Source organism: Polynucleobacter sp. UK-Gri1-W3 (genome assembly GCF_018881595.1).
Taxonomy (GTDB): Bacteria; Pseudomonadota; Gammaproteobacteria; order Burkholderiales; family Burkholderiaceae; genus Polynucleobacter.
On record NZ_JACVQA010000012.1, the window covers coordinates 1 to 262 of the forward strand.

Here is a 262-nt window from a genome sequence, read left to right on the forward strand (position 1 = left end):
CTCGGACTCCACGTAAACCATTCTCGCCACCTGTAAGGCTTTCCGCCTTATAGAAGAGGTAATACACAATTTGACCAAGCGCTAGGGTCACCATAGAAAAGTAGATGCCGCGAGTGCGAATGGCAAGGTAGCCCATGATGAGGCCACCTATAGCTGCGCCCAGAATGCCAACCAGAATTGCAGCCCCCCATGGCATCCCATAGTGAACAATGCTAATGCCAGTGATGTAGCTGCCAATACCTAGGAATGCTGCGTGACCAAA

Annotated in this window: 1 pseudogene; it reads right to left on the reverse strand. The window is 51.1% G+C overall.

Annotated features, from left to right (window positions below):
• Positions 1-262 (reverse strand): annotated as a pseudogene (locus ICN36_RS11305) (branched-chain amino acid ABC transporter permease); the annotation flags it as partial.